General features: G+C 45.9%; 19 protein-coding genes. 10 read left to right on the forward strand and 9 right to left on the reverse strand.

The window, feature by feature from the left end; all coding sequences use genetic code 11:
• Positions 1–243: 243 nt before the first annotated feature.
• The gene (locus AB5903_RS14885) at positions 244–450 is read right to left on the reverse strand and encodes a hypothetical protein (protein WP_005657353.1); all 207 of its coding nucleotides are present in this window, start codon (positions 448–450) and stop codon (positions 244–246) included.
• 157 nt (positions 451–607) lie between these two features.
• On the reverse strand, positions 608–2,281 hold the full coding sequence (locus AB5903_RS14890) for a long-chain fatty acid--CoA ligase (protein ID WP_022103304.1): 1,674 nt from the start codon (positions 2,279–2,281) through the stop codon (positions 608–610).
• Positions 2,282–2,365: 84 nt separating this feature from the next.
• Here AB5903_RS14890 and mtaB point away from each other — a divergent pair, with 84 nt between their 5' ends.
• The 4 genes from mtaB to AB5903_RS14910 are packed head-to-tail and all read left to right on the forward strand — an operon-like array spanning position 2,366 to position 6,198.
• Positions 2,366–3,688 carry a tRNA (N(6)-L-threonylcarbamoyladenosine(37)-C(2))-methylthiotransferase MtaB gene (mtaB, locus tag AB5903_RS14895; RefSeq protein WP_117902096.1) on the forward strand — a complete coding sequence of 441 codons (1,323 nt, stop codon included), beginning with the start codon at positions 2,366–2,368 and terminating at the stop codon, positions 3,686–3,688.
• 34 nt (positions 3,689–3,722) lie between these two features.
• Positions 3,723–4,622, forward strand: a complete 900-nt coding sequence (locus tag AB5903_RS14900) for a lysophospholipid acyltransferase family protein (protein ID WP_040316217.1) — start codon at positions 3,723–3,725, stop codon at positions 4,620–4,622.
• Complete coding sequence (locus tag AB5903_RS14905) at positions 4,615–5,631, forward strand: glycosyltransferase family 2 protein (RefSeq protein WP_368117974.1); 1,017 nt, start codon at positions 4,615–4,617, stop codon at positions 5,629–5,631. The genes AB5903_RS14900 and AB5903_RS14905 overlap by 8 nt, the downstream gene beginning before the upstream one ends.
• Before the next feature lie 48 nt (positions 5,632–5,679).
• Complete coding sequence (locus tag AB5903_RS14910) at positions 5,680–6,198, forward strand: methylglyoxal synthase (protein WP_005657341.1); 519 nt, start codon at positions 5,680–5,682, stop codon at positions 6,196–6,198.
• Positions 6,199–6,260: 62 nt separating this feature from the next.
• Here AB5903_RS14910 and folB read toward each other — a convergent pair whose 3' ends face one another.
• A complete protein-coding gene (gene folB / locus AB5903_RS14915) occupies positions 6,261–6,641 on the reverse strand; it encodes a dihydroneopterin aldolase (protein WP_368117975.1) in 381 nt (126 codons plus the stop codon).
• A gap of 324 nt (positions 6,642–6,965) precedes the next feature.
• Between folB and AB5903_RS14920 the strand changes: the two genes are divergently transcribed.
• The 3 genes from AB5903_RS14920 (at position 6,966) to AB5903_RS14930 (ending at position 11,907) form a co-directional block, all read left to right on the forward strand.
• On the forward strand, positions 6,966–7,742 hold the full coding sequence (locus AB5903_RS14920; protein WP_368117976.1) for a DUF3575 domain-containing protein: 777 nt from the start codon (positions 6,966–6,968) through the stop codon (positions 7,740–7,742).
• Positions 7,739–8,752, forward strand: coding sequence for a DUF6562 domain-containing protein (locus AB5903_RS14925; protein ID WP_368117977.1), 1,014 nt, complete (start codon positions 7,739–7,741; stop codon positions 8,750–8,752). Before AB5903_RS14920 ends, AB5903_RS14925 begins: the two co-directional genes overlap by 4 nt.
• Positions 8,753–8,817: 65 nt before the next feature.
• Positions 8,818–11,907, forward strand: a complete 3,090-nt coding sequence (locus AB5903_RS14930; RefSeq protein WP_368117978.1) for a DUF6562 domain-containing protein — start codon at positions 8,818–8,820, stop codon at positions 11,905–11,907.
• A gap of 399 nt (positions 11,908–12,306) precedes the next feature.
• Here AB5903_RS14930 and AB5903_RS14935 read toward each other — a convergent pair whose 3' ends face one another.
• Both AB5903_RS14935 and AB5903_RS14940 read right to left on the reverse strand, forming a co-directional pair.
• Positions 12,307–14,997: a 4-alpha-glucanotransferase gene (locus tag AB5903_RS14935; RefSeq protein WP_195658088.1), complete on the reverse strand. Its 2,691-nt coding sequence runs from the start codon at positions 14,995–14,997 to the stop codon at positions 12,307–12,309.
• 130 nt (positions 14,998–15,127) lie between these two features.
• Entirely contained in the window at positions 15,128–17,665 is a 2,538-nt protein-coding gene (locus tag AB5903_RS14940; RefSeq protein WP_005657331.1) for an adenosylcobalamin-dependent ribonucleoside-diphosphate reductase, read from the reverse strand.
• A gap of 340 nt (positions 17,666–18,005) precedes the next feature.
• Between AB5903_RS14940 and AB5903_RS14945 the strand changes: the two genes are divergently transcribed.
• Positions 18,006–18,740 carry an NADPH-dependent oxidoreductase gene (locus AB5903_RS14945; protein ID WP_016661853.1) on the forward strand — a complete coding sequence of 245 codons (735 nt, stop codon included), beginning with the start codon at positions 18,006–18,008 and terminating at the stop codon, positions 18,738–18,740.
• Positions 18,741–18,831: 91 nt separating this feature from the next.
• Here AB5903_RS14945 and dnaA read toward each other — a convergent pair whose 3' ends face one another.
• The 3 genes from dnaA to AB5903_RS14960 form a co-directional block, all read right to left on the reverse strand.
• Positions 18,832–20,223, reverse strand: coding sequence for a chromosomal replication initiator protein DnaA (dnaA, locus tag AB5903_RS14950; protein ID WP_005657328.1), 1,392 nt, complete (start codon positions 20,221–20,223; stop codon positions 18,832–18,834).
• Between the two features lie 353 nt (positions 20,224–20,576).
• Positions 20,577–21,470: an MlaD family protein gene (locus tag AB5903_RS14955; protein WP_005657325.1), complete on the reverse strand. Its 894-nt coding sequence runs from the start codon at positions 21,468–21,470 to the stop codon at positions 20,577–20,579.
• 8 nt (positions 21,471–21,478) lie between these two features.
• Positions 21,479–22,708: an N-acetylmuramoyl-L-alanine amidase gene (locus AB5903_RS14960; RefSeq protein WP_368117979.1), complete on the reverse strand. Its 1,230-nt coding sequence runs from the start codon at positions 22,706–22,708 to the stop codon at positions 21,479–21,481.
• Positions 22,709–23,111: 403 nt separating this feature from the next.
• Here AB5903_RS14960 and AB5903_RS14965 point away from each other — a divergent pair, with 403 nt between their 5' ends.
• Entirely contained in the window at positions 23,112–24,068 is a 957-nt protein-coding gene (locus AB5903_RS14965; RefSeq protein ID WP_005657322.1) for a bile acid:sodium symporter, read from the forward strand.
• A gap of 231 nt (positions 24,069–24,299) precedes the next feature.
• On the forward strand, positions 24,300–25,403 hold the full coding sequence (locus AB5903_RS14970; RefSeq protein ID WP_005657321.1) for a YhcG family protein: 1,104 nt from the start codon (positions 24,300–24,302) through the stop codon (positions 25,401–25,403).
• Between the two features lie 210 nt (positions 25,404–25,613).
• On the opposite strand, the gene AB5903_RS14975 is transcribed toward AB5903_RS14970, so the two are convergent.
• Complete coding sequence (locus tag AB5903_RS14975) at positions 25,614–26,561, reverse strand: glycosyltransferase family 2 protein (RefSeq protein ID WP_368117980.1); 948 nt, start codon at positions 26,559–26,561, stop codon at positions 25,614–25,616.
• Positions 26,562–26,590: the final 29 nt, after the last annotated feature.

The following is a 26,590-nucleotide window of genomic DNA, read 5'->3' on the forward strand; positions in this document are numbered from 1 at the left end:
TTGAAGAAAATAAACCGATTTATATCGGTGATAAACAAGAAAGAAGGTGCATCGTGCATTACGACACACCTTCTTTTTTGATTTTCTCCTTTTCCCGGTTATTCATTTGGGATGGAGTGATGTTTCATGATAAGACAGATGTTTAAATGGCAAGATGTCTTCTTGTGCTGATTGGATATAAAAAAAGTCTGTCCGTACTTTCGTACGTCAGACTTTCAATTCTCTCTAATTGTTGTTCTGAAATTATTCAGCTACAACTGCTGCGCTATCTGTTGCAGTAGTATCAGCTACTGATGCTGCTGCCTCAGCTGCTGCAGCTTCTACAGCTGCGATTGAGTCAGCGATACGGATTGAATCAGCTGTTGCTTGTTCAGCGTTAGCTGCTTTGTTACCACAAGATGCGAAAGATACTGCTACGATAGCTACGGCCATCAAAACTAATTTTTTCATTTTCTTTACTTTTAAAACGTAATACAATCAATTGCTTTATTAAAACGCTGCAAAGGTATGTACTTTTTGGATATGTTGTTCTCCAAAACCCAACTTTTTTTATACTTTTTTTTGAGGAAAGCCCATTTTGCCCTCTTCAAGCATGTTCTATAACATATTAATCCTCTGCAATGCTGTTGTATAAATACCTTTTGATACTTCTTTTCGGGGTTTTCTCAAATTCTGTAGGATAAAGCTGTATTTGGCTGACTTTTTCGTAAGCGGCAACGCTGTTGTTCAGATTCTTGAGATTTTCATCCATGATGGTCTTCAGGTTTTCCGGATTGTTCAACCCTAAAGAATCCAGTGCCTCATAGTCGGCATAGACCAAAGCTACCAATTTCCTGTTGCGCTCAATCACAAGGCTTTCCAAAACGAACGGCATATTGTTGAGGCGGGCTTCTATTTCTTCCGGAAAAATATTTTGTCCGCTGGAGCTAAGAATCATAGTTTTGCTGCGCCCACGGATATAAAGGTTGTTATGCTCGTCCAAAGTACCTAAGTCGCCGGTACGTAGCCAACCGTCTTCAGTAAAAACCTCTTTGGTGGCTTCCGGATTTTTATAATATCCAACCATTACATTCTCACCGCGTACCTGTATTTCGCCAAGTCTGTCATCCGGATTTTCTTTATAGATGCGGGCTTCCATAATATCAAGTACCCGTCCGGAAGAAGTGGTTACGAATTCGTTCCAGGGAGCGTAGCTGATAAGCGGGGCGCATTCCGTCATGCCGTAGCCGATGGTGAAAGGAAATTTGATGCGATGGAAGAATTCTTCCACTTCCGGATTCATGGCAGCGCCACCGATAATCACTTCTTTGAATCGGCCACCTAACGCATCTACCAATTTCTTACGGATTTGCCCATATATCTGTCCGTCCAGCAAAGGAATGCTGAGCGCCCATTTCATGGACTTTTTGTTGATAATAGGCTGGATGACGTTCTTGTATATCTTTTCGATAACAAGGGGGACGGTTATAATCAGGTTTGGCTTTACTTCTTCAAACGCCTTCATCAGGATTTTGGGAGAAGGAACTTTTCCTAACAGTGTGACATGTGTACCCACGGCCGTAGCGGTCAGGAAGTCGAAAGCGCAACCGTAAGCGTGTGCCAGTGGTAGAAAAGAGAGTACTTTATCTCCTTTCTTCAGCAGTTCGGTACGTATACCGAAAGTTACGTTACCTGCCAGATTATTTCCTGTCAGCATGACGCCTTTACTGAAGCCTGTTGTACCCGAAGTATAGTTCAACAACATTATTTTGTCGTTGGAGAGGTCGGTATAAGTTACATCTTCCCGTGTGAAACCATTCGGATAAGTTTCTTCCATTTTATCACCCAGATGTTTGAGGAAACGTTGGATAGTCTCTCCGTCACGCTGGTACAAACAGCGAAAATCGTTGAGAGAGAACACACCGCGCAATCCGGTAAGCCGTTCTTCTTCCAGATGCTCCCAGATGGCATCACTGGTGAAGAGGAATACTGATTCGGAATGATTGACGATGTGATGTACATCATTGGGGTTGAAATCCTGCAGAATAGGAACCACGATGCCGCCATAGGTGATAACCGCCATATAAGCGATGCACCAACGGGCATTATTCTTGCCGATAATCGCTATCTTATCGCCGCGGCGCAGGCTGCAATACTTGAACAGAAGGTGTAATTTGGCAATTTCCTGCGCTACTTCTCCATAGGTATAACTTTCGTTTTCTCCATAATCGGTGTAACAGGGAAGATCCCAATTCTCGCGGAAACTATGCTCGTATAGCTTGATAAAGTTTTCTTGTATCATTGCACGTTTTTTGATGAATTGTGCAAAAGTAGGAAAAATATAATAATAATGTGTACCTTTGTCGTGAAAATGTGATTTAGACTCATGATAGATACCAGTATATTTCAAGATAAGACAGCGGTTTACTATACGTTGGGGTGTAAACTGAATTTCTCGGAAACTTCGACTATCGGTAAGGTTTTGCGGGAGGCAGGCGTGCGTACGGTGCGCAAGGGAGAGAAGGCGGATATATGTGTGGTAAACACCTGTTCGGTCACCGAAGTGGCGGATAAGAAGTGCCGCCAGGCGATTCATCGTTTGGTGAAGCAGCATCCGGGAGCTTTTGTGGTGGTAACGGGGTGCTATGCCCAGTTGAAGCCGGATGCCGTAGCAAAGATAGAAGGTGTGGATGTAGTGCTGGGTGCGGAGCAGAAGAAAGACCTGCTTCAGTATTTGGGCGATTTGCGGAAGCACGAAAGCGGTGAGGCACATACCTCTGCCTTGAAAGATATCCGTTCGTTTGCTCCATCGTGTTCGCGTGGTGATCGTACCCGCTTCTTCCTGAAAGTGCAGGACGGTTGCGATTATTACTGTTCTTATTGCACCATTCCTTTTGCCCGCGGCCGCAGTCGTAACGGAAGCATCGCATCTTTGGTGGAACAGGCTCGTCAGGCAGCCGCCGAAGGCGGTAAGGAGATTGTATTGACAGGGGTAAATATCGGCGATTTCGGAAAGTCGACGGGAGAAACCTTCTTCGACCTGGTAAAGGCGTTGGACGATGTGGAAGGCATTGAGCGCTATCGCATATCTTCTATTGAACCTAACTTGCTGACGGATGAAATCATTGAGTTCGTATCCCGTTCCAATCGGTTTATGCCTCATTTCCATATTCCGTTGCAATCGGGTAGTGATGAGGTGCTGAAACTGATGCGCAGACGATATGATACGGCGTTGTTTGCTTCTAAAGTGAAACGGATAAAGGAAGTGATGCCTGATGCCTTTATCGGTGTGGACGTGATCGTAGGAACACGTGGAGAAACAGAAGAATACTTTGAGCAGGCATACCGGTTTATTCAAAGTCTGGATGTGACGCAGCTTCATGTGTTCAGCTATTCCGAACGTCCGGGTACGCAGGCTTTGAAGATAGAGCATGTGGTGTCTTCCGAGGAAAAGCACAGACGCAGCCGGCTTCTGCTGGATTTGTCGGACGAAAAGACACGTGCGTTTTATGCCCGCCATATCGGGCAGACAATGCCTGTGCTGTTGGAACGTTCTAAACCGGGAACGCCGATGCATGGCTTCACTCCGAATTACATCCGGGTGGAAGTGCCGCATGATGATGCGCTGGATAATCAGGTAATACCGGTGCGTATGGGCGATTTTAATGAAGAAGGCACGGCGCTTTCGGGAGCGTTTGGCGATAAGTGATTTACTCAGTAATCTGTAATAAGGAATTGACAAGGTGAAATCAAGATTGATTTATTGGTTGACTTATGCGGGCATGTGGTTGTTGGCCTTATTGCCTTTTAAGGTACTTTATATACTGTCCGACGGGCTTTGCTTTTTGATGCATCACGTCGTGCACTATCGGCGCAGAGTAGTACGTGCTAATTTGTGCAATGCGTTTCCTGAAAAATCCGCGGCTGAACTGCGGGATATAGAGCGTGAGTTCTACCGTTATATCTGTGATTATATGTTGGAGGAGGTGAAGATGCTGCGTATGTCTTTCAAGGAACTCTGCCGACGCATGGAATATGACAATAAGGAAGAGTATCTTGCCATGATTGAAAAACATGGGGGGATTGTGTTGCTGATACCGCACTATGCTAACTTTGAGTGGATTACGGGAATGAGCAGTATCATGCAAGAGGGAGATATACCAGTGCAAATTTATAAACCGTTGCATAATAAATATATGGATGCTATGTTTAAACGCATCCGTACCCGTTTTGGCGGTTACAATGTGGCCAAACATTCTACGGCGCGCGAGATTATAAAACTGTGCCGTGACAACAAGCGTGTGGCGGTGGGAATGATAACCGACCAGTCGCCCAATCCTAACGAGGCGCATTACTGGACAACTTTCCTGAATCAGGATACCGTCTTTATGGATGGTGCCGAACGTATTGCCAAACTTATGGACTTTCCTGTATTCTACTGTGAACTGCAAAAGCAGGGAAGGGGATATTGCCGGGTTCGTTTTGATCTGATAACCGAAACTCCGAAAGCGACTGCCGACGGTGAGATAACGGAATGTTTTGCCCGTCGCCTGGAACAGACAATCCGTCGCGAACCGCCCTATTGGTTCTGGTCGCATAAGCGTTGGAAACTAAAGCGTGAGGATACCATACAACATGGATAAAATAGCCGTTGTCATATTGAACTGGAATGGGTGTGAAATGCTTCGTTCGTTTCTTCCTTCCGTAGTGCGCTATTCCAAGACGGAAGGTGCGAAAATTTATGTGGCGGATAACGGTTCGACAGATGCTTCCGTTGATATGCTTCGCCAAGAGTTTCCTGACGTGCATCTTATTATATTAAAAGAGAACCTCGGTTTTGCCGAAGGATACAACCTTGCCTTGCAGCAGGTATCTGCAGAGTATGTGGTGCTGCTTAATTCCGATGTGGAAGTGACCGGACACTGGCTGGCGCCACTTGTAAGCTACATGGACGCTCATCCTGAAGTTGCGGCATGCCAGCCTAAAATCCGGAGTTGGCGGCAAAAGGAACTGTTCGAATATGCAGGAGCGGCCGGCGGATTTATAGACCGTTACGGTTATCCCTTTTGCCGGGGGCGGATAATGAGTGCAGTAGAGAAAGACAACGGACAGTATGATACTGTCGTTCCTGTGTTTTGGGCTACAGGCGCTGCCTTGTTTATCCGTCGGAAAGACTATTTGGATGCCGGCGGATTGGACGGACGTTTTTTCGCTCATATGGAAGAGATAGACTTGTGCTGGCGACTTCGTGCCCGCGGGCGGATGCTGGTTTGTGTACCCCAAAGTACCGTTTATCATGTAGGCGGTGCAACCTTGAAAAAGGAGAATCCTCATAAGACTTTTCTCAATTTCCGTAACAATCTTGTAATGCTCTATAAGAATCTGCCGCAAGAAGAATTGGGGCCTGTAATGCGTGTGCGCGCAGTGCTTGATTATGTTGCGGCTTTGAGTTTTCTGCTCAAAGGGCAGTTTCCCAATATGTGGGCAGTGCTTCGCGCACGTCATGCATTCCATTTGCTCCGTCCTTCGTTTGCGGATGCCCGTAAAGAGAACTTGAAAAAAACATCACTCCCGATGATTCCCGAACGGGTAAAAAGTAGTATCTTGGTAGGGTTTTATCTGCGTGGGAAGAAATTTTTCTCTCAGTTGTAGGAACTGTTATCTATTCTTGATTGTTTGTTTTGTAAAAGTTATTTGCTTATGGAAAAATTGGTTAGAAAGATTGGCCTGGTGGCGCATGATGCCATGAAGAAAGACCTCATAGAGTGGGTACTTTGGAATTCGGAATTGCTTATGGGGCATAAGTTCTATTGTACGGGTACTACGGGAACCCTTATTTTGGCGGCATTGAAAGAGAAGCATCCCGATGTCGAATGGGATTTTACCATTCTCAAATCCGGTCCTTTGGGCGGTGACCAGCAAATGGGCTCGCGCATTGTGGACGGGGAAATTGATTATCTTTTCTTCTTTACAGATCCCATGACTTTGCAGCCGCACGATACCGATGTTAAGGCTTTGACCCGTCTTGCCAGCGTGGAGAACATCGTGTTTTGCTGTAACCGCAGTACGGCAGACCATATCATTTCGAGTCCGCTCTTCCTTGATCCTACTTATGAACGTACTGTTCCCGATTATAGCAACTATGCCAAGAGGTTCGAGAACAAGCAAGTCGTTGCCGAGGCGGTTGAATCGGCTAAGAAAAGAAAGAAGAAGCAATAATTCATTCTGTGCATATAATGAGGCGGGGATGTCCGAAGTGCCTGTATAGGGTTGCTTTTGTTTTAAGTAGCTATTGCTGTCGCTTCCCGTGAGATGCAAATCTCTATTCCCGCCGCTTCGATGTCTGCCCCCATTGGCGGATTGCGCTTTGATAACTTTAATTCAATATTTTCTATTTGGGGGAAATCGCCGAACAACCGTTTCACAATACGTCCTCCGACATGTTCCAATAGCTTGGAAGGAACCTTCATTTCTGTCTTTACGGCTTCATACACATCTGCGTAGCTCACGGTATCCGCTACATCATCGGTCTGCATGGCAGGTGCGATGTTTACTTGCAGTCGCAGGCTGACGGTGAATTCGTTACCTGCCAGTGTTTCCTGTTCGCCTACACCGTGGTGGGCGAAAAAGCATATCCGGTCTAAAAATATGTAGCTTTTCATAAACGAAAAAATAGTCTCTCATGCAAACTTATGGATAATATTTTTGTTCTACAACTCGTGGAGCACGATTTCTATGCTTTTTTGCAAAAAATGGCGTGAAAATTTTCATTCTAATTATATTTCTATAACTTTGCATTGAAGTTCGGTAGCGACTGTAGCTTGATTTTTTAAGGAGAAAAATATATTAGAAGCGTTGTGCTTTGTCCTCTAACATGAAAACCTAGGAAATTTTCAGAAGTTAAACAATGGACAGCACAGTGGATTCTCACGTTTGTAGCGTGGGACTGCTGTCTGTTTTGTTTAACGGGTTTTCCTAGGGCCTTCATGTTAGAAACAGCACGCAGCTCCACGTTTCTGTTTCTAACCGGTCCTTTCGGAGTTTGGAGGACGCATGCTTCCGGTCTGCCTGTGCAGACAGAAGTTTATAAGACGTTTATGCAGATAAGATTGTTGCTGTTTCTGTTGTGCATATTTCTCATGACTCCGATTGATGGGTATGTAAAAGCCGGTAATGGGGAAGATACCTTGTACTACGCCGGGCGAACATTCAGTCCGAATTCGAGTATCGGGCGCAATAACCATTCGTTGTTGCTGAAGACCAATGCTGTGGCGTGGGGAATGGCGGTTATGAACGTAGCGGTGGAGTATGATATTTCGCCTGCAATTTCTGTCCTTATTCCTTTTTACTATTCTCCTTTCAATTATTTTACTTCTTCCCGCAAGCTGCGCACTTTCTGTGTGCAGCCCGAAGTGCGTTATTGGTTCGGGCAGGTGGATGGTCTTTTTACCGGTGTGCATATCGGGGTGGCTTCTTACAACTATGCTCTTAAGAACAGTACATATCGCTATCAGAATAGCGATACGGGTGCTCCATTGCTGAACATGGGGCTTACTGCCGGTTACCGGCTTTCACTCGGAAAAGGCGGGTGCTGGTGTCTGGAGTTTTCTTTGGGAGCGGGATATGCTTATCTGGATTATGACCGCTTTTTCAATATTCCCGGTGGTGCTTATGTCGATACTCGTCATAAGAATTTTTTCGGTATCGACCATGCGGGTATTTCAGTGGGCTACCGTATTGATTGGAAAGGAGGCCGGCGATGAAACAACTGTTTGTGGCTGCCTGTAGCTTGCTGTCTGCACTCTTGTGGGGAGGATGCAGCGTACGCGAAATGCCGGAAGGAGGTGGGATAGACCCTACAACCGTACATACCGAAATTGTCCTGCTACCCGGTTCCGATATGACACAGTTTGATATTCCTGAGTTCTCTACACGTACCGCCGGTGTGCACAAGTACAAGGTGCGTTATATTGTGGAAGTATATGCCGATGACAGGTTCGACCAAAGCCTGCAATTCCGCCGTCAGTTGATTTGTGAGGAAGGAGATGCAGGAGAAGTGGCATTGGAATGTGAACTTCATGCACGTAACTATCGGGTGGTTGCATGGCGGGACTTTGTACTTGCTGCCGAGGTTTCCGACAACACTGCTGCCGACTGTTTTTACACCACCTCCGATTTTGCTGCCGTCAAGCTGAAAGGTGATTATACGGGCGGAACCGACTATAAAGATGTGTTTTGCGGACAGGCAACCCTCGACCTTACCCCTTATCGTTGCCGTTTGGCAGCCCGTCATCGCGAAGAGATACAATTGGAACGTCCGCTGGCGAAAATAGAGTTGATTACTACCGATGTCATCAAGTACCTCAACAAGTTGGAACAAATGAAGTCTGTCCGTCCTGCAGGCATAGAAGATTTTACGGTGCAACTGGGTTACACCGGTTATTTCCCCACAGGTTTTAATGTCGTTTCCAACCGTCCCAATGAGGCGGTCACAGGTATACAATTTACTTCCGTTCCCATTGTTATTTCCAACAATGAGGCTTGTCTGGCTTTCGACTATGTGCTGGTGAATGGTACGGAGTCTTCCGTTACGCTGGAAATGGTTATCTGCAACGAAAAGGGACAGGAGGTGAACCGGGTCGGCGGCGTGGAAGTGCCCGTCAGACGGAATAGGATTACTACGGTGCGTGATGCGTTTCTTACCCGTGAGTTCGCTCCCGGCATCGGTATCAACCCCGGTTTCGACGGAGAGATAAATGTGGTGGTTCCCTGACGGCTTATTTAAACATGACTTATTCAAACAGAATAAACAGATGTCTCATTTTAAACAAAACGAACATGAAAAAGCGTTTTTTATTAATGGCAGGTATTATCCTGCTTGTATTCGCAGCCTGTCAGAGTGACGAGCTGGCGAATGGCGGAAGAAACGGCGAAGTAGCTGCCTCTTTCAGTGTACAGTTGCCTGGGAACGGGAACAATGCTGTAACCCGTGCTGCAACGGCGGGTGACGGTACATCGGTGAACCGTTGTATCATGGAAATCTACCTGAACGACGAACTTTATAGCCGGCAGATAGGTGCGATTCAACCGGATGGTCTGACGGCCGGCTTTGATGTCCGCCTGGTTACTTCACAGACTTATAAGTTCGTGTTCTGGGCAGACCACGTCGAGTCAGTGGAAGATGAAGCCATAAAGACCGATTTGCATTACAACACTGCCGACCTTCGTAACATTTCCATGCAAGGGGATTATAACGGAAGCGGTAAGGACAATACGCGGGATGCTTTCTTTGCCAGTCTGGAGAAGCTGGTGACTAATGCTTTTTCTGAAAGTGTGGAGCTGACCCGTCCGTTCGGACAGTTGAACATCAAAACGGAAGATTTGGCTTCTATTCCTGATAATCAAAAAGAAGCATTTGTTCCGGTAACGGCGGGCTTGTCATTCAAGAACCTTTATACCGGTTTTAATGCAGCCACGGGCAACTTGCTTGGCGAACCGACGGCTGTGGCTTACAAAGCTGCTTCGGATGTGGTGGATGCCAACGGTAACCTGACTGTGGACTATCTCTTTGCACCGAATACTGCGGGCGGACAACATCTGGTAAATATGACGCTTGCCGTATACAACGCCGCCGGTGGACAGATTACCACGAAAGCCCTGAATAACATACCTGTTCAGCGTAACTACAAGACGAATGTAACGGGTAATTTACTGACGGTTGACGGTAAGGTAAACGTAATGGTTACTCCTGCATTCTCTTCTCCTGCTTTAAGTGAAAAAGTAATAGAGGTAGCATCCGTAAGCGAAGTGGTTGAAGCCTTGAAAACCAATACTAATGTGGTTGTAATGGAAGCACCGAAAGAAGCAGCCACTATTTCACTGCCCAAATATGAGAGCGGGGATGTTGCGGTATCCATAACATTGCCTGAAACATCGAATGACATAACCATTAATTATGCGACAGAAACCGGTGGGGATAGTAAAAATGCTCCTAAGGAACTGAATATAACGGCTCCTTCCGTCAGCAAGATAATCATTGACGCTTCGGAATCTACCGTAACGTTGAACGGACAGTCTTATACGGCTGTTGAGGCTACTACAGCGGATAATACGCTGATTGTGGGGAAAGATGTTACAGTTGCAGATTTGACTGTTAAGAAAGGCAATGTGGAAATTTATGGAACGGTAAACAATATCAGCTTTACAGACAACGGCGGTTATGTTACTGTTTGCAGCGTTTCCACTGCCGCACAGCTTAAGGCGGCCGGTGCTTTGGTAACCCAAAAGAAGTGCCGGAAAATTGTATTAACTGCCGATATAGACCTCAACGGAAGCAGTGAAAATCTTTGGGAACCGATGAATGCAGAATACAATGCACTCAAAAACGGAGAAACCAACCTTGAAGAGTTTGACGGTGGCAACCACACCATCCGTAATCTTTATGTTGATAATGTTACGAATAAAACGAATACTAAAGGAAATTATTATGGTGGTCTGTTTTATGTACTCAACGGTACGGTGAAAGATCTTACTATTGACGGGGCAACAGTAACTTGTTTCCGTGGTGCAGCATTAATAGGACGATTGGACGCCGGATTGGTGGAAAACTGCCACGTGAAGAATGCCAGGATATATAGTGAGCAAAAGGCCGGCGGGCTGGCGGGTTATGTAAACAACAGCAGCCAAGATTTGATTATCCGCGGATGTTCTGCATCGGATATAACACTCGATAAACTTTCAAGTATGGATGAAGCCTATATGATGGGAGGTTTTATCGGTTATTTGCAATCTTACGAACGGAATACGCTCATCGAAAATAATAGTGTAAGCAATATTGCCATAAATTATATATATACTTCTCCTGACGAGGTTACGGATAAGGTTGCTGATATGGAGCAGACCTATTGCCATGCATTTATCGGAAATGTGATAAACACTTCTAAGAAAGACGAATCATACAATAAGTATAGCGTTGTTTTGAAGAACAATCGAGTGGATAAACAGCTTGAAAATGCCGTAACTTGTGACCGTACCAATAATTATATAGGTTGGTGGGCAGGTGACTACAATCTTAATGGAAATAATGTCTCTTACTCCACTAAATTGGTGATTGACGGTGAGATTATGGACCGTTGGATAGAGGTGAAGCGCGTGGCAAACCTGCTCAGAACCGGGGGAGATATTTCCATTTATCGCTATGTAGACCTGACAAAGAACAATAAATCAAGTCAGGAAATAAATATTACTGCGGAAACGGTGTTGACATTGGAGAAGAATGCCGTACTCATTGTAGGAAAACAACAAGTTAATAATAAGAGTAAACTTACAGTAAAAGGTGCAGGTGCCATGAAAGCTACCGATTACCTGCTTATGAATGAAACCGGAGCCGAATTGATTATTGAAGGCGGCATTTTCACTGCTACATCAGCTACGGATGCCAACGGAGTGGCTGTTTATAATCAGGGAAAATGCACTGTCAATTCCGGAGTCTTTGATGCTCCCGGATTTACACTGATGAATACCGGCAATGCAGATATGACAGTTACCGGCGGTACTGTAAAATGTGGTGGCATAAAAACGGGATATGCGTTAATGGCGGCAGGTTCTGCTGCCAAGCTTACCGTAAGTGGCGGTGATATAGAGGCTATACAGTCTATCGGTGGCGCTCAAGTAAATATTTCGGGTGGTTCGGTATATTGTGAGGGGGTGTATTATGCCTTGTATAACGGAGGCGGCAATACTTCGATTTCCGGTGGTTACTTTTATAGTCCGACAGGAAAGAATATTTATGTAGCAAGCGGAACCGTAAAAACTACCGGTGGCTACTTTAGTGATAAGTCCGCTCCTTTGGAAAGCGGTTATAAATTTCAGGATATTAGTGTAACCGAGAATGGAAATCAGTATAACTATCAGGTAGTGTCTGAATAATAAATATCTAAATAAGATTGGTATGAAAAAGTGTTTTTTACTTAGGATAGGTATTTTTCGCTGACTATTAACGGTACAAGATACTGATCCCCCCCCTTTATGGGACATGAAACTTGTCTCTTTCGCAAGAGGAGATGATGCAACTGTTGCTTTCCGGATTACGGAAGTGTTCTGCGGTTCGGAGAGCATACGGTTTTTTTGTTTGTTTGCCTTCCCTGCGTTGCGAAACGTGGGGAAGTTTTTGTATGATTTAGTCAGTTGTTTGTTATCATAGGTCTGTTTATTAAGCAGAGGTATAGCAGAAAATTCTATGTAAGGAGATGCAATGAGTAAAAAAAGCGGTGGAAACTATTAAAAAGTCTCCACCGCTTTTTTACTCATTATCAGTCAATATGCTGTTTATCGTCCTGTTTGTGCGATAAGCTCTTTTATCTTTTCGTTCAGGCTTTCGGCTTTCATCAGTTGTTCCAGTGTCAGGTGCATACGCCAGCGCCAGTAGTGGCGCGGATTGGCAGGTACATTGATACGTTCTTCCTGCGCATTGGGGTTGCGCCATTTGCCATCCATCGACATCCAGTCCTGCAGGGAGAGGATGGCAAGTATGGAATTGCTTTGCAGGTGCTTGCGTACAACCTCTTCGCAAAGTTCGGGCGTGGCAACGGCGGGAGCGGCACCGTAATGTCCGAGCATCGTGTTGTAGTAACGTTGTGTCTGCTGGAAGTCTTCTTCCCACCAGCCGCGCAAGGTGGACATATCGTGTGTGGATATGGTGCAGACAGAGCGATACGGATACCAGTCCGGATGTCCGAACTCCTGTGCCGGGTCTTTAGGCATGCGTTGTATTTCCAGGGACAGAATGCGTAAATCGTTCATTACCCATGCCACGCAACCGGGAATCATGCCCAAGTCCTCACCGCATACCAGCATCCGGGTGGATTGCGTCAGTTGCGGCAGTTTGTTCATAGCCTGCTCACGCCAGAATTCGTTGTGGCGGTGATAGTAGTACTGGTCGTACAGACGGTTGAAGGCAGCCTTTTCCCAATCGTTCAGGGAACGGTAGATATAGTCGTGCTGCACACCGATACGCGGGTGGTATTTGTACGGGTCATTGCGGTCGGGCACAAACAGCACGTCGCTGATAAGCGCATACAGGCCGTCGCGTATCCAGATACTGTCCTCATCCGTTTTGCCGGCAAAGTAGGCCTCTACCTTGCGTTGGGTATCGAATTCGGGACGCATCCGGTAAATTTCCCACGTATCTGTCGGTTCGATGAACGTCTGCTTTACGTAATCGGTATGCGGGCCGAACATCTGTCCGAGGAAGTACTCGTGTATGTAAGGTTTCAGGAACTCATCGCGGAAAGAGAGACCGTAACTCTCTATCTCCTCACGCGTCATGGGCAGGGCGGGCACGAACTGTCCCAGCAGACCGTGCACGGCGTGCATCGGAATTTCCCAGATTCGGAAGAAACCGAGGATATGGTCGATGCGGTAGGCATCGAAGTATTCCGCCATTTTGCGGAAACGCTTCATCCACCACGCATAGCCGTCCTTTTCCATGACATCCCAGTTGTAGGTGGGGAATCCCCAGTTCTGTCCGTTTACAGAGAAATCATCGGGCGGTGCGCCGGCTTGTCCGTTCAGGTTGAAATAGTGGGGTTCTGTCCATGCTTCTACACTGTTGCGGCTGATGCCGATGGGTATGTCACCTTTCAGCACAACACCATTGGCGCGTGCATGTTCGGTAGCTGCAAGCAGTTGCAGATGCAGGTTGAACTGGATATAAAAATAGATGGCTATATGCGGGTAATCGGCTGATGCCGGTTGGCAGAGCTTCTCAATCTCTGCGGCATCGTAGCTGCTGTATTTAGGCCACTCGCGGAAGTTGGGCGTTTTATAAACATCGCGCAGGTAACTGAAAACGGCGTACGGTTGCAGCCACTCTTTGTTTGATTCAAAAAAATCGTGGAAAGCTGCCGAGCTCAATACTTTTTCTCCTTCTTGCTTGAAGATAAGATGAAAATATTCCCACTTGGTTTTGTTGACGGCTTCGTAATCGACGGCAGGCAGGGCATTCAGCTCTTTCTGCCGTTTGTTGAAGTCTGCCATGGCTTTTTTGTCCTTCAATGTTCCCAGTTGCTTCAAGTCGGTGTACATCGGATGGAAAGCATAGATGGAGATGCTGTTGTAAGGATAGGAATCCGTCCATGTATGTGTCATGGTGGTGTCGTTGATGGGCAGAATCTGTACGGCTTTCTGTTTGGTGCTTACCGCCCAGTCAATCATACGCTTCAAGTCGCCGAAGTCGCCCACACCAAAGCTCTTTTCGGAGCGGAGTGAGAATACGGGCACGGCAACACCTGCGCCCTTCCAGGCGGGAAGGCTGAAATATACGTAGCGGTCGCCGACAACAAGGGTTTCGTTGGCGCCTGTTTGCGGGTCTGCCATATATCGGTTCGGATTGTTTTCCCAGCAAACGGCACGGCGTTCTTTCTTGTTATATAGAATGAATTTATATTCCAGCGGGAAGCTGATTTTGGTGGCATCCACCTCTATCTGCCACTCCGGGAAGTTGGCATCACTCATAAGCACGGCTTTGTCCGGGTTCCACTCTCCGAATATAGGCTGGTTTCCGCAGATGCCCAGGCAATGGTCACTGTCTATGCAGGGTGCGTATGCCTTTATCAGCAGCCCTTTCTTGTGTCCTTTGGGTGCGGCGTTGCGTTCGCGGTGTGCCAGAAGAGATTCCGTAAAGGCGGAAGTATAGAAATACTGCTGCTCCGGCAGGTTTTTCCAGCAATCCTGTATCCGGTACGTTTTCTTGGAAGTTCCGGAAAGGTAAAGTGTACGGGGCAGGCTGTTCCACTCTGCACGTGTATGCCGGCCGTCGCGGAAGATATGGTAGCTGTATCGGACAAGTCCGTCTTCCGGCATTGCAATGTTTACTTCCGCAGTCCAGTGAATACCGTCTATGGTCTGTAGCGGCAAAGCTTTGTCGGGATGTTCGTTTCCGAGTTCGGGGATGGAGCCTGAAACTCTGACTTCTTCACCCCAATTGGTTCTGTACTCGATATTGAATAATAAAATCATATATATTAGATTTAGAAACAACAATAGCTGCAATGATTATGCAAGTATAGAAAATATTCCTCATAATCATGCAGCTATTGCCGGCTATCTCATTTAAATTCCTATGCAAACGTTTGTGCTTGCCTGAACCTTATCCGCAACGGGATGTACCGCAGGTGGTGCAGATAAGGCAGCCTTCCTGATAAACCAATGTCTCGTTGCCGCAATTCGGGCATTTCTGACCTTTGGCTGCGGTGCCGTCCGTAACGTATTTCTTCAAGGCACGTTCCACGCCGTTTTTCCAGGTATTGATGTTCTCGCTGTCCAGTTGCAGTGAGCTTACCAGCTTCATTACCTGCTCGATAGGCATGCGGTAACGCAATACGCCGGAGATGAGTTTGGCATAGTTCCAGTATTCTTTGTTGAACTTCTCGGACAGTCCCTCGATGGTTACCTTGTAGCCGCGCTTGTTCTCGAACTGGAAGTCGTAACGCTTGTTGCCGTTTTCATCAACGTTCTTGATGATGTGTCCTGTTGAAACGTTCTTCGGAAGGATGATTCCTTCATCGTCGTCCTGAAGACCGGTAAATATTTCATAAGGATATCCGTCGAGCAAACCGACGAATGCCACCCATTTCTCCTTATTGTTCTGGAAGCGTACGACGTCTGCTTCAAGCACTTTCGGGCGGGTTTCGACAACCGTAGGCGGTTTGCACGGAGGCAACTCCTCTTTTTTGTCTTTTTTGGTGGAGATAAGCACGCCCGAACGTGAGCCGTCGCGGTATACCGTACAGCCTTTGCATCCCGATTTCCACGCTTCTACATAGAGACGGTTCACCAGTTCCTCGTCTACATCGTTCGGCAGGTTGATGGTAACGCTGATGGAGTGGTCTACCCATTTCTGGATACGTCCCTGCATCTTTACTTTCATCAGCCAGTCCACATCATTGGAAGTTGCTTTATAATAAGGTGACTTCTGTACCAGCGCATCTACCTCGTCCTGTGTGTAGTGCTTGGCAGGATCGTATCCTTGCGCCTGCATCCAGGTGACGAACTTGGGATGGAATACGATGTATTCCTCGAATGCGTCTCCGGTTTCATCCACGAAATCCACATGTACGTTGGCGTCATTCGGATTGACTTTGCGACGTCGCTTGTATACCGGCAGGAATACGGGTTCGATGCCGGAAGTGGTTTGCGTCATCAGGCTTGTCGTACCTGTCGGTGCGATGGTGAGACAGGCAATGTTGCGGCGGCCGTATTTCTTCATTTCCTCGTACAGTTCCGGGTCTGCTTCGCGCAGGCGGTTGATGAACGGGTTGTTCTTTTCGCGTTCGCTGTCGTATACTTCGAAAGCGCCGCGTTCTTTAGCCATTTCCACAGAAGAGCGGTATGCACTCAGTGCTACGGTCTGGTGTACTTTCTCTGCAAATTCGGTAGCCTCTTCAGTGCCGTAACGCAGTCCCAATGCTGCAAGCATGTCGCCTTCGGCGGTGATGCCTACGCCGGTGCGGCGGCCTTGTCCGCTCTTTTTGTAGATTTTCTGCCACAAAACGCTTTCGGTATGCTTTACATCTTCGTTTTCCGGATCGGAGTCAATTTTGGCCATGATACGTTCTATCTTCTCAAGTTCCAGGTCGATGATGTCGTCCATGATGCGCTGGGCGAGTGCTACGTGCTTCTTGAACAAGTCGAAATCGAAGTAGGCATCCGGTTTGAACGGATTGACTACATATGAATATAGGTTAATGGCCAGCAAACGGCAGGAGTCGTAGGGGCACAAGGGAATTTCACCGCAAGGGTTGGTCGACACGGTACGGTAACCCAGGTCTGCGTAGCAATCGGGTACGGACTCTCTTAATATGGTGTCCCAGAAGAGTACGCCGGGCTCGGCGGACTTCCATGCGTTGTGTACGATTTTTTTCCACAAATCGGTGGCGCTGATTTCTTTCTTGAACAGAGGTTCGTCCGCGTCAATGGGATATTGCTGTACGAATGGCTTGCCGTCGATGGCTGCCTGCATAAATGCGTCGGTCAGCTTGACGGATACATTGGCCCCCGTAACTTTACCTTCTGTCATTTTTGCATCTATAAAGGCTTCCGAATCCGGATGCTTGATGGATACGCTTAACATCAGCGCACCCCGGCGGCCGTCTTGGGCTACTTCACGGGTGGAGTTGGAGTAGCGTTCCATGAAAGGAACCAGTCCGGTTGATGTCAGGGCGGAATTTTTTACCGGCGAACCTTTCGGGCGGATGTGTGACAAGTCGTGTCCTACACCGCCGCGGCGTTTCATCAGTTGTACCTGCTCTTCATCAATCTTGAAGATTGCACCGTATGAGTCGGCCTCGCCATCCACACCTATCACAAAACAGTTGGAAAGGGAAGCTACCTGGTAGTTGTTTCCGATTCCGGTCATCGGGCTGCCTTGCGGAACGATGTATTTGAAGTGGTCCAACAAGCCGAAGAGTTCTTCGGAAGTCAGTGCGTTGGGGTACTTGGCTTCGATGCGGGCTACTTCATTGGCTATTCTCCAATGCATGTCTTCCGGAGATTTTTCGTAAATATTTCCGAAAGAATCTTTGACTGCGTATTTGTTCACCCAAACCCTTGCAGCCAGTTCGTCGCCTTGGAAGTATCGTAAAGATTCTTCGTAGGCTTCGTCATAAGAATAAACTTTCTTTTCCACGATGCGATAACTCTTAGATTTAATTATGAATAAGTAAAAGTGTAGAAGTTGTACTTATTGCTAACAAATGTGGCTGCAAATCTATGAATGTTTTTTGTTATGGCAAAATAAAAATTGATGTTTTTATTAACCGGTTGTTAGTTTTCAGTTTTAATCGGTTAATTTGTTGGTATATAATAAAATGGCTTTTGTAAATTAACAAAAAGTTTTCTAAAAAGAAAATTCTATAAAGAATGCTGTTTGGGGAGTTTGTCCTTTTTAGAAAACATGCCTGCACATATTCTAAACTATTGGATGATATTCTGTGTTTCTTTTCATATATTTGCAGAAAAAAGAAAGAATGGAAAGTCTAAAACAAAGGAGAACAATCCGTAAGTATCAGCAGAAAGATATTTCTTCTGATTTGTTAAATGATTTGCTTGAAACCTCTTTCCGTGCTTCTACGGTTGGAAACATGCAGGTGTATAGCGTAATTGTAACCCGTGACGCTGACCGGAAAGCCAGGTTGGCACCGGCGCATTTCAATCAGCCTATGGTGAAGACGGCGCCGGCAGTTCTTACTTTTTGCATCGACTTGCGCCGTTTTAGCAAATGGTGCGAGCAGCGGAAGGCAGAACCGGGATATAACAATTTTGAATGGTTTGTTACCGGAGCTGTGGATGCTTTGTTGGTTGCGCAAACATTCTGTGTGGCAGCCGAAGAAAAAGGTTTGGGCATCTGCTATCTGGGTACTACCACCTACAACCCCCAAATGATTATTGAGGCATTGGAGTTGCCCGAATTGGTCTTCCCTATCACTACCGTTACCGTAGGCTGGCCGGCAGAGACTCCTGCACAGGTAGACCGTCTGCCTTTGGAAGCCATTGTCCATGAAGAAACTTATCATGATTATACTCCTGAGGATATCGACCGTCTGTATGCCTATAAGGAGTCTTTGCCTGAGAATAAGCAGTTTATCGCAGAAAATAATAAAGAAACATTGGCTCAGGTCTTTACGGATGTACGCTATACAAAGAAAGACAGCGAGGCTATGTCCGAGAACCTTTGGAAAGTAATGAAACAACAGGGATTTTAATTTGAGTATAACGTATGAGGTATAAAGCGTATCCATGCAGTTTTTTGCATGATGACTTTATACCTCATACCTTATACTTTTATTCCGTACCTTATACTTTTTTCAAGGCGGTCTGAATTTCTTCGATTTCAGCGCGGAATGATTTGTCCACCTCTTTCAGTTGCTTGATTGTTTTGCAGGCATGCAGTACGGTGGCATGGTCTTTATTTCCGATTAGCGTACCTATCTTGGCTGTAGAGAAGTCTGTATGTTTTTTGGCTAAATACATGGCTATCTGACGGGCTTGCACCACTTCGCGTTTACGCGATTTTGTATGTATGGCGGCATTTTCCAAACCAAAATGTTTGCATACGGTGGTGATGATGTCGTCAATGGTTATGGCTTTGCTTTCGCAGTTCACGACTTTGCGTACGATGCGTTGCGCCAACTCCAGGTCGATTTCCTTGTTGTATATCGTAGAATGGGCCATAATGGAGATGACAATGCCTTCCAGGTCGCGCACACTGTTACCTACATTCTCTGCTATATAATCAATTACTTCCGGCGGGAATTGTAAACCGTCACGATGTATCTTATTGCGCAGGATATTTTTGCGCAATTCTACCGTGGGCTTTTCCAGTTCCGCCACCATTCCCCATTTGAAACGTGTAATCAAGCGTTCTTCCATACCTTGAAGCAGTACGGGAGCCCGGTCTGAAGTGAGAATAAGCTGTTTGCCGTTTTGATGCAGGTGGTTGAAGATATGGAAGAATGTGTTCTGCGTTTTGGTAACGCCTGCAAATTCCTGAATATCGTCAATAATCAATATGTCAATAGTCTGGTAGAAGTTGATGAAATCGTTGGTCGTATTGTTACGTACAGAGTCGGTGTATTGTACTTGGAATAAATGCGCAGATACGTACAATACGCGTTTCTCCGGATATAATTCCTTGATTTTTGTACCGATGGCATTGGCAAGGTGAGTTTTTCCCACACCTGATGCTCCATACAAAAACAGCGGATTGAATATGGTCTTAGCCGGATTGAGCGCCACTGCTTCTGCAACACTACGAGAGAGTTTATTGCTATATCCTTCAATGAACGTGTCGAAATTGTATTCCGGATTCAGATGCGGATCCAAATCGGGAACAGGTATCTGTGGAATAGCTTTATCTATCGTTTGCTTTTGTGGCATAATAGTACGGTGGGTCGACTCGTAGTTGACGGTCTTTTCAGGCCGTGAACTTTTGTCCACCATAACATTATACATCAACTTTGTTCCCTCTCCGATTACCTTATAGAGGGTCTTACGCAACAAGTCTACAAATTTATCCTCCAGAAATTCGTAAAAGAACTGGCTGGGAACTTGTACAACGAGCGTTTTATCCTCATATTTTAAGGGAACGATGGGGAGAAACCAAGTTTTATATGTCTGTTCCGGAACATTGTCTCTGATGATTTCAAGACAGCGGTTCCACAATCCGACATGATCCTGTCCACTCATAACGGTTACTAATACATTTATTAATTAAGCAAAACTTCTACGTTTGCAAAATTGGCAATCTTATTTGAAAAAAACAAATCTCTCTTTTCTTGCATTTCTCAGGAAAACAATAATCTCTTTACTTTCAGCTACTTATCGGAGTGTATGAAACCTATGCCTTTGCTGGGAGTCTTGCTTTTATGTAACAGCTTGTAATGTAGTGTATTATAGCCTATACACAAGCTGCTGCATCCATTGGAAACAGCATGAGTATAAACCTCTTTTTTACCTTTATACGCAGACTTATCAAGGGGTTTCTTTCCCAATAACAAATGAGTCTTCTTATTTAGACAAAATCTATTTAAGAGGAATTTCTACTTATCTTTCTTGCCGAACAAAGAGAAATGGACGTAGCGTTTCGGATGCGATTTCAAGTCTTCCAACAAGCTCGCTGCGTTTGCCGTGGTGGCATTCAGATTGTTGTAAAGCGACGGGTCGTTCAGCAACAATCCTACTGTATTGTCCTTACGGTTTAATTTGTCTGTAAGCATCTTCACGTTGGCCAGCGTTGAGTCTATGCTTTGCATGGCTGTTGCGTAGTCTATCTCTTTCAGGTTGTTGGAAATCAGAACAAAGTTATCTCCGATGGTGTTCAGCTTTCCTGTGAGCTGCGGGATGTCTTTATTCATCAATGTTTGCAGTTGTCCGCTGGTTACGGCCAGGTTGGCGGTCAGGTTCTGCACATTGTGCAGGGTGGCAGGTATGGCGGGGTCTGCCAATACCGTATTTAAAGAGCCGAGGATAGAATCCAGTTTGGGCAGCATCTTTTCCAGTTGCGGCATCATGGTAGCCACTTTCTCCATCATTCCGTTGTTGAGAGTGCCGGGAATCGTATCTCCGACCTGATACTTCTCGCGGGGATTGTTGGCAAGAAGAAGATTCATCTTGACGCCGCCTAACATTTCCGTGGCCAGTTCCGCCGTACTGCCTTTGGGAATGCGGAGGTCGGTGTTGACATCTATTTCGGCAACCACTTTTCCGGGTTGGGTATAATCGTAATACAGGTCGCGTACGATACCTACGCGGAAACCGTCGGCAAAGACCGGACTTGATTTGGTGAGTCCGTTGACATTATGGAACTTGACATAGAAATAACTGGAAGGCTTGAACATGTGAATGCCTTTCAGATAGTTGATACCATATACTAATATGCAAAGCGCTGCTATGCCTGCGATTCCAATTCTGACTTCTTTGGTAATATACTTCATGATGTATTTTATTTATTTCTTTTGTTTTTAAATTCTCTGATGGCAGTATTTACGTTTACTTTCCTGCCGTTTTTAAAGGCTATGATGAAAGCATCCTTGAATTTTGCCGTAATTGAACGTTTGGTGCGTAACACCTTATTATAATCGGAAGATGCGCCATAGGTGTATTTGTACAGGCCGCCTTCCTTATAATAATCCACATCTTTCAATCCTTTCAGCCGCTTGTCGTTCTTGGCCAGCGGACGGGAAGAGGTGAGTATCTGTATCTTGAACACAGGGGCTTTGTCCTCTGTCTGCGCAACGGTTGCTTTTTCCGAAGGCTGGGGGGCCGGTTTGTTGTTCCGGGCGGTCGCTTTTTTCTCTGTTTCGGGTGTGGCATCGGCAGGAGCGGACGTTTTCTCTTCCGGCTGTGGCAGGTCTTCCGGCAGAATGGTCTGGCTGCTTCCGTTCAACCGGATTTCCTGTTCCCGTTTATAAGTAAGGAAAGCACGGAAAATACCGTCGGCAAGGGTGCCGGTTCCTGCATCCGTGTTTAGATAACGTTCTTCTTCGGGTGTGGAGATAAAGCCGAGTTCGACCAGAATACTGGGCATAGCACTGGCTTTCAATACCAGAAAACCGGCCTGGTGCACGCCCCGGTCTACCCGCCGGCAGGTGTTGCGGAAATGCTTTTGTACAAGTGATGCCAGATGCACGCTTTGCGACATATATTTATCCTGCATGAACTCGAAGATAATGTAGGACTCGGCGGAATTGGGATTAAATCCTGCATAGCGGGTCTTATAGTCGCTTTCGTAAAGAATGACCGAGTTTTCCCGTTTGGCAACTTCAAGGTTGGCATCCGATTTGGCAAGACCTAACGTCCAGGTGGATGCGCCTTTGGCAGTCCGGTTATTGGCAAGCGCATTGGTGTGGATTGAGATGAATAGGTCCGCTTTGGCATCGTTGGCTATTTCCGCGCGTCGGTTTAGAGGAATAAAGACATCCCGCGTACGGGTATATACGACTTTTACATCCGGGCAGTTCTTTTGTATCTGCTTGCCGAGCTTGAGTGCGACATTCAGGTTTATGTTCTTTTCTTTGGAGATTCTGCCGATGGCGCCGGGGTCGTGTCCGCCGTGTCCGGCGTCGATAACGACAACAAAATCCTTCGCCCCGATATTGCTGCAACAAAAAGGAGCAATGAGCAGTCTCAGGCAAAGGCTTATATATAAGATATGTTGTCTGTATCGTTTCATATTAAAATATCGTTGCAAAGATAGCGCAAAGGTCTATTATCGCCCTGCAAAAGTAATGTAATTTTATAGAAAACTCACACTTTGCTTTCAAGTTTTATTCGTAACAGCTTCTTTTTAGGGAGATTTAGTCTTTGCATTTGCAAAATTTACATGTTTTCTATACTTGCTTCTGTTTGGCGGTTGGCTGTGCATAATTCGTTAGACCCGGGTCATCCGTTCGTTCAACCTAGGTCTAACGAACGGATGACCCGGGTCTAACGAAAGGGCGACGACTGTCTAACGAATTAAAAATACTACGTTCTGTGTCAATGCTTCTCTTTTTTCCCTTTTATTTTCTGCGATGAGCCTATTTGTTGATAATATCTGTAACTTTGCGCACAAATATTAATTGGTAGATACAGGTATGCTTCTTCGTCTTATAAAGAATTGGACATTGCCTTTGGCGATGCTTGCCGGTACGGCCGGATATTTCTTCTTTGCGAAAATTCCCTGGTTTGCACCGGTGAAACCTTGTTTGAACGGGTTGGTGGCTCTCCTGACTCCGGCTTTGATTTTTGCCCAATTGCTGCTAACCTTCTGTAAGGTAGAAGTGCATGATTTGAAACCGAAAGGATGGCATGGCTGGCTGTTGCTGTTTCAGACGGTGGCGTGTCTGATTGTGGCGGCTTTGCTGGTGTGCTGTCCGATGGAGGAGATGTATCGGGAAGTTTTTGAAGGGGCTATGGTATGCCTTATTTGTCCTACGGCTACTGCTGCTGCGGTCATTACCGGTAAGCTGGGCGGAAGTGCGTCGAGTCTTACCACGTATACATTGTTGTCCAATCTTTTGGCTGCGGTGGTTGTTCCGTTGGTATTTCCTTGGGTTGAACCTCATGCGGATGTTACTTTTTTTGCGGCTTTCTTGAAAATACTGAGTAAGGTGTTTCCGCTGTTGCTTCTGCCTTTCTTCATGGCCTGGTTTCTGCGGGTGTTTGTCAAGAAAGTGCATAGATGCTTATTGGAGTTCCACGATGCTGCTTTCTACTTATGGGCGGTGGCGCTTGCCATTGTATCGGGGCAGACGGTGCGTTCGTTGGCGAACAGTGATGCTCCGGTGTTTGTGGAAGTCCTGATTGCTTTAGCAGGTTTGGCAGCCTGCTGTGTCCAATTCTATTTAGGCAAGAGAATCGGCGGGCATTACAATGACCGTATCAGTGGCGGACAGGCGCTGGGACAGAAGAATACGGTGCTTGCCATTTGGATGTCCTATACTTATTTGAATCCGCTCTCTTCCGTAGGGCCGGGTTCGTATGTGCTGTGGCAAAATATTTTCAATAGCTGGCAACTATGGAAAAAGAGAAAGAAAGAGTTGGTAAATTAATGCAAACAATTGATATATGTAATTGCGGTATTTTCTGCGTTATTCCTTTTGTTGGGCTTGTTTTCTTGACTTAATCTATAAATTCCCTTATTCTCTTACCAGTTTGTTACTCAAATGCTATGGGGTAACAAAAATAATATCTATATTGCCCCATCGTTAACAATATAAAAACATGAGTATGGCGAAAAAGAAATCGCCGGCATTATTTTTGTCGCATATAACAAATCGCAAATGAATATAAATCAGAATTATATAGAAGCAGTAAAGACCATAAAAGAAGCTATTCTACGCAGCCAGTACCGTGCAGCCGCATCGGTGAACAAGGAACAGCTATCTCTTTATTACGGCATCGGACGTTATGTATCGGAAAATTCCCGTACAGGCTTTTGGGGGAAAGGTGCAATTGAACAGATATCTTCTCTGTTGCAAAAAGAATTGCCGGGGTTAAGGGGATTTTCGGTTTCGAATATAAAGAATATGCGAGTTTTCTATGAAGAATGGGAGCCTGTCTTAAATCGCCAGCCAGCGGCTGGCGATTTGATATTAGATGAAAAATTGCTGTTGAGCGTAATTCGCCAGCCACTGGCTGACGAATTTAACTGGTCTGATTTTCTTTCAATCGGCTTTAGTCATCATACCGAAATAATATCCAAAGCTAAGACTTTGGAAGCAAGGCTGTTTTATATACATGAGTGCGCCATTCACTATTGGAGTAAATACACTTTAAGGGATTACTTAAAAGCAGACCTATACAACCATCGGGGAACTTTACCTAATAATTTCGCACAAACATTGCCCGATACTAAGCAAGCTCTAAAAGCTGTTTGTTCATTCAAAGATGAATACTTGCTTGATTTCATTAATGTGGAGGAACTGAATGAAGAGGAAGAAGATTTAGATGAAAAGATAGTAGAAAAGGCGATTGTTGCCAATGTGAAGAAGTTTATCATGACCTTTGGGCAAGATTTCAGTTTTATAGGCAATCAATATCGCATGGAGGTTGCAGGGGAAGAAATGTTCATTGATTTGCTCTTTTTCAATCGGGAGCTTAATTCTCTGGTCGCGGTCGAGTTGAAATCAGGAAAATTCCGTACATCTTATTTGGGGCAGTTGAATACTTATCTATCCGCCTTAGATACATATATCAGAAAGCCGCACGAGAATCCCTCTATCGGCATAATCCTTTGCAGAGAAATGAATCAGACCTTTGTAGAGTTTGCCGTTCGTGATTATAACAAACCGATGGGAGTTGCTACATACCGTGCTTCTAAAGATATGCCGGAACGGCTTCGTAACGCTTTGCCGGACATTGAGGAACTGAAAAAGCTATTGTAAGGCAAAAGCCTTGTTTCTTTTTGGGGCAGGTAATAGCCTTTGGTTACCCACAGTTGGTAATAGGTGGAATTCTTCTATGATAATCAGTTTGATAGGTTAGTTAAGATATAATATGTGGCAAAATATTTTCAATAGCTATCAGTTGTGGCGGAAGCGGAAAAGTGAGCAACCGCCTCTTTAGCCATACGGAAATTAGTGGGCAATAGTAATTTATTCGTCATATCCCAACTTCTTCTCATTGTAATCCGATGCGATATAAGCAGGGCGTCTTTTGGTCTCTTTGAAAATACGTCCGATATACTCTCCGATAACGCCCAATGAGAACAGTTGGATGCCGCCTAGGAACAGAATAACGACTATCAGGGTGGGGAAACCGGCTGCCTGGTCGCCGTATATGATGGTCTTTATCAGGAAATAGATGGCGTAGATAAAGCTGGAAATGGAACAGAGGATACCGCAAACGGTGGCAATGCGCAGGGGAGCGGTGGAAGAGGAGGTGATTCCTTCGATTGCCAGGTTCAGCAGTTTGAAGAAACTCCATGAGGAGTGTCCGGCAAGGCGGTCGCCCCGGTCGAATTCTATGCTTTTCTTCCGGTAGCCTATCCAGCAGAATAGTCCTTTGGTATAGCGTTCCTGTTCGCGCAAATGTCTTAATGTCAGTACGCAGCGGCGGTCGAGCAGGCGGAAGTCTCCTACGTTCGGCAGGATATCTATCCGGCTCATCTTTTGTAAGATGCTGTAGAAGGTAAGTGACAGCCGGCGGCGCATCCAGCTCTCTTCGCCACGGTTGCGGCGTTTGGCGTAGATGTCGTCATAACCTTCTTCCCAGTATTGCAGCATCCGGTCCACAAGTTCGGGAGGGTCTTGCAGGTCGGCATCCATTACCACGCAGCAGTCTCCGGTGGTGTAGTCGAAGCCTGCAAGCATGGCGATTTCCTTGCCGAAGTTGCGCGAGAGGTTCACGAAATTTACCCTGCTGTCCGTTTGTCGGAGTTGGCGGATAACATCGAGCGTCCGGTCGCTGCTGCCGTCATTGATAAATAGGATTTCCCATGCATAAGTACTGTTGCGGTTGATAAGTTCTATCAAGCGCTGATATAGGGTAGGGAGCATCGCTTCTTCGTTGTAGACCGGAATCAGTAGGGTTACTTTCTTCATTTCGCAAATGTGTATGGTAAATACTTTGC

The sequence above is a fragment of the Bacteroides sp. 2201st1_D9_2201SCRN_220225 genome (genome assembly GCF_040928965.1).
GTDB classification, from domain to species: domain Bacteria; phylum Bacteroidota; class Bacteroidia; order Bacteroidales; family Bacteroidaceae; genus Bacteroides; species Bacteroides stercoris.